We start from the raw sequence: 4,385 nt of genomic DNA, 5'->3' as shown, positions 1-4,385 counted from the left end.
TCCGCACCCAGCACATCCACCGCCGCCAGCCGTGTCCCCGGCTGCGCCGTCACCATCTCCAGGACCTGGACCAACCAGCCCGCGATCCGCCGCGCGGTCTCCGCATCGAACAGGTCAGCCGCCGCGATCAGCGTGCCGCGCAACCCCGCCGGCACACCCCGCGCATCAAACTCCTCACCCACTATCGCTTCCAGGTCGAACTTCGCCGCCAGCTCGCCCAACTCCCCGGGCAGCTGACTGATGCGCACCCGGGTCGAGTCCTGGCCGGCTCCGCCGCCCGCTACCACCGGGGCGTTGTTCTGCACGGTGAGCATGACCTGGAACAGCGGGTGGCGTGCCATCGAACGGGCCGGGGAAAGCTCCTCCACCAGCTTCTCGAACGGCACGTCCTGGTGCTCGAACGCCCCCAGGCTGGTCTCCCGGACCCGGTCGACGAGCTCGGTGAAGGTCGGGTCACCGGACAGGTCGGTGCGCACCACCAGGGTGTTGACGAAGAACCCGACCAGGTCATTGAGCCCCTCGTCGGTGCGCCCGGCGATCGCGGAACCGATCGGGATGTCCGTGCCCGCGCCGATCCGGTTCAGGGTGACCGCCAACGCCGCCTGCAGCACCATGAACAGGGTCGCCCCCCGCTCCCGGGCCAGCGCGGCCAACCGCTGGTGCGTCTCGGCGGAAACCCGCAGCTCCACGCTCTCGGCCCGCTTCGAGGCCACCGAAGGACGCGGGCGGTCGGTCGGAAGGTCCAGCTCCTCCGGGACCCCGGCCAGGGCCTCGCGCCAGTACGCCACCTGCCCGGACAGCACACTGTCCGGATCGTCCTCGTCACCGAGCACCTCCCGCTGCCACAGCGCGTAGTCCGCGTACTGCACCGGAAGCGGCTCGAACGCAGGCACCCGGCCCGCGGCCCGCGCGGCGTAGGCCATCGAGATGTCCCGCATCAGCGGGCCGAACGACCAGCCGTCTACCGCGATGTGGTGCATCACCATCAGCAGCACGTGCTCGTCCGGGCCCGTTGCGAAGAGCGAGGCCCGGAACGGGATCTGCGTCGCGAGATCGAACGTCTTGGCCGTCGCAGCCGCCATCACCGCGGCCAGCTCCGCCGGGTCCAACTCGGCGGTCGCCAGTTCGAAGCCGGTCTCCTCGTTCTTCAGGATCCGCTGGTACGGCTGCGAGTCGGCCACCTCGAACACCGTGCGCAGCACCTCGTGGCGCCCGATGACATCCCGCAACGCCTCCGCGACCGCCTGCCGGTCCAGCTGACCGGTCAGTCGCAGGGCCAGCGGGATGTTGTAGGCCGCGTTCGGACCGTCCAGCTTGTCAATGAACCACAGCCGACGCTGCGCAAAGGACAACGGAATCATCAGTACTCCCCCTGGTGACGCATCGGCCGCAGTGCGGGCCTTGCCTTCTTCTTCTGTCCAGCCTGATCCGCGAGCCACTTGGCAAGCCCGGCCGGCGTCGGTGCCTCGAACAGCACCCGGAGCGGCACCTCGGTGCCCGACACCGCGCGCACGCGGTTCGCCAACTTCGTCACCAGCAGCGAGTGGCCGCCCAGTGCGAAGAAATCGTCCTCCGCGCCGACCAGGGGCAACCCGAGGACGCTCGCGAAGGCCTCACACGCCAACTCCTCCTCCGCGTTCGCCGGCCCACGGCCCGAACCCGCGACCATCGCGTAGTCCGGCGCGGGAAGCGCCTTGCGGTCCAACTTGCCGTTCACCGTCACCGGCAACGCGTCCAGTACCACCACCGCCGACGGCACCATGAACTGCGGAAGGCGCCCGGCGACATACCCGCGCACCGCTTCCGCGAGCTCGGCACCGTCGACCTCACCCCTCTCCTCTCCGACCGCCGGTTCGGCGGCCACCAGGTAGGCGACCAGTCGCTGGTCGCCCGGGGTGTCCTCGCGGGCGACGACCGCGGCCTGCGCCACGCCCGCGTGCTCCGCGACCACCGCCTGGACCTCTCCCAGTTCGACGCGGAACCCGCGGATCTTGACCTGCTCGTCCGCACGCCCGGCGAACACCAGTCGACCGTCCGCCGTCCACCGTGCCCGGTCACCCGTGCGGTACATGCGCTCACCATCGGCGAACGGCGAGGCGACGAACCGCTCCGCGGTCAGAGCCGGGCGATCCGCGTACCCGCGCGCCAATCCCGGGCCGGCCACGTACAGGTCGCCCGCCACGCCCACCGGCACCGGGGCCAGCGTGGCGTCCAGCAGGTACACCCGGGTGTTGACGATCGGCGTGCCGATGGTCGGCTCCTCCTGCGGCCGCAGGGGCGCCGAGATCGCGGCGGCCACCGTCGTCTCGGTCGGCCCGTACCCGTTCAGGAACCGCCGCCCGTCGGCCCACTGCGCCACCACGTCCGCGCTCAGCGCCTCGCCCACCGCGGCCACCGTCGACAGCGACGGCAGGCTGCGCGGATCCATCGCCCCGAGGGCCGCCGGCGGCGCGATCAGGTGCGTGACCCTGTGACGGCCCACCAGGGCCTCCAGGTCCGGCCCGGGCAGCAGCTGCTGAGAGGTGCCCAGCACCAGTCGGCCGCCATTGCAGAGCGCCATCAGCACCTCGAAGACGATGCCGTCGAAGCCCACCGAGGCGAACTGCAGGACCCGACTGTCGCTGTCGAAGGCGAAGCGCTCGCGCTGGGTGCGGATGAGGCTCGCGACACCCGCGTGCGAGACGACCACGCCCTTGGGGCGTCCGGTCGAGCCGGAGGTGTAGATGACGTACGCCGCGTTCTCCGGCAGCAACCCGATGGGGTCGGCGTCGGCCGGATCCGAGACATCGGCCTCGGCCGCGACCACCGCCTTCCCGTCCAGGACCAGGACCGGAAGCCCCGACGCGGGCACCGACCGCTCCAGCGCCTCGGTGGTCAGCAGACACGCCGGCCGAGTGTCCGCCAGCATGAACGCGACCCGCTCAGCCGGGTGCGAAGGATCGATCGGCAGGTACGCGCCGCCGGCCTTCCACACCGCCAGGAAGGCCACCACCAGCTCCACCGAGCGGTCGGCCAGCACCGCCACCAGCGACTCCGGGCCCACTCCGCGTCCGATCAGCAGTCGCGCCAGCCGGTTCGCCCGGGCGTCCAGCTCCGCGTACGACAGCCGCACGTCCCCGAATTCGAGGGCGATCGCCTCAGGGGAACGGGCCACCTGGGCCGCGAAAAGCTGCGGCACGGTGGCGGGCGACACTGCCTGCGCCGTGGCGTTCCACTCCTCGACGACCCGCCGGCGCTCCGCCGGATCGAGCACGTCCACGGTTGCGACCCGCGCCGCGGGAGACTCGACCAACGCGGTCAAGACCCGCACGAGCCGCGCCCCGAGACGCTCCGCCATCGCCGCGTCGAACAAGTCCGCCGCCGCCAGGAGCACACCATGCAAGCCAGCCGGCGCACCCTCGGCATCGAACGCCTCACCCAGGCTCAGGTCCAGGTCGAACTTGCCGAGCACCGGACCGGCGGACACCCGGTCGGCGCTCAGACCGGGCAGCTCCAGCCCTGCCGACCCCGTGTTCTGGACGGTCAGCATCACCTGGAACAGCGGGTGGCGTGCCATCGAACGGGCCGGGGAAAGCTCCTCGACCAGCTTCTCGAACGGCACGTCCTGGTGCGAGAAGGCTCCGAGACTGGTCTCCCGGACCCGCTCCAGCACCTCGTCGAAGGTCGGATCACCGGACAGGTCGGTCCGCAACACGAGCGTGTTGACGAAGAACCCGACCAGATCGTCCAGCGCCTCATCGGTACGCCCGGCGATCACCATCCCGATCGGGATGTCCGTTCCCGCACCCAGGCGGTTCAGCGTCACCGCCAACGCCGCCTGCAGCACCATGAACAGGGTCACCCCCCGCTCCCGGGCCACCTCCAGCACCCGCGCGTGCAGCTCGGCCGGGGCGTCCAGCAGCACCTCGTGCCCACGGTGCGAGGCGACCGCCGGGCGCCTGCGGTCGGTCGGCAGCTCCAACTCCTCCGGAGCCCCCGCCAGTACCTCGCGCCAATACGCCACCTGACCGGAGAGCACACTGTCCGGGTCCTGCTCGTCACCGAGCAACTCCCGCTGCCACAAGGCATAATCCGCGTACTGCACCGGCAGCGCGGCCCAGTCGGGCACGCGGCCCTCCAGTCGAGCGGTGTACGCCGTGGAGATGTCCCTCGCCAGCGCACCGGTCGACCAGCCGTCACTGGCGATGTGGTGCACCAGCACCACCAGCACATGTTCCTCCGGCGCCACCGCGAACAGCGTCGCCCGCAGCGGGATCTCCGCCGACAGGTCGAACGCGCGACCCGAGGCCTCGGCCACCGCCGCATCCAGCCCGTCCGGCTCGACCGCCACGACCCTCAGCTCGAACCCGGCCTCGTCGGCCGCCAGCACCCGCTGGAACGGCTCA

At 71.3% G+C, this 4,385-nt stretch carries 2 protein-coding genes; both read right to left on the bottom strand.

What is annotated here, in order from left to right:
• Nucleotides 1-1,361: condensation domain-containing protein (locus LN042_RS36470; protein WP_230055767.1), on the bottom strand; the 1,361-nt coding region annotated here is incomplete at its 3' end.
• Nucleotides 1,361-4,385: non-ribosomal peptide synthetase (locus LN042_RS36465; protein ID WP_230055766.1), on the bottom strand; the 3,025-nt coding region annotated here is incomplete at its 5' end. The genes LN042_RS36465 and LN042_RS36470, both read right to left, overlap by 1 nt.

It is taken from the genome of Kitasatospora humi (genome assembly GCF_020907985.1).
Taxonomy (GTDB): Bacteria; Actinomycetota; Actinomycetes; order Streptomycetales; family Streptomycetaceae; genus Kitasatospora; species Kitasatospora humi.
This window is presented reverse-complemented; position numbering and strand designations above follow the sequence as displayed.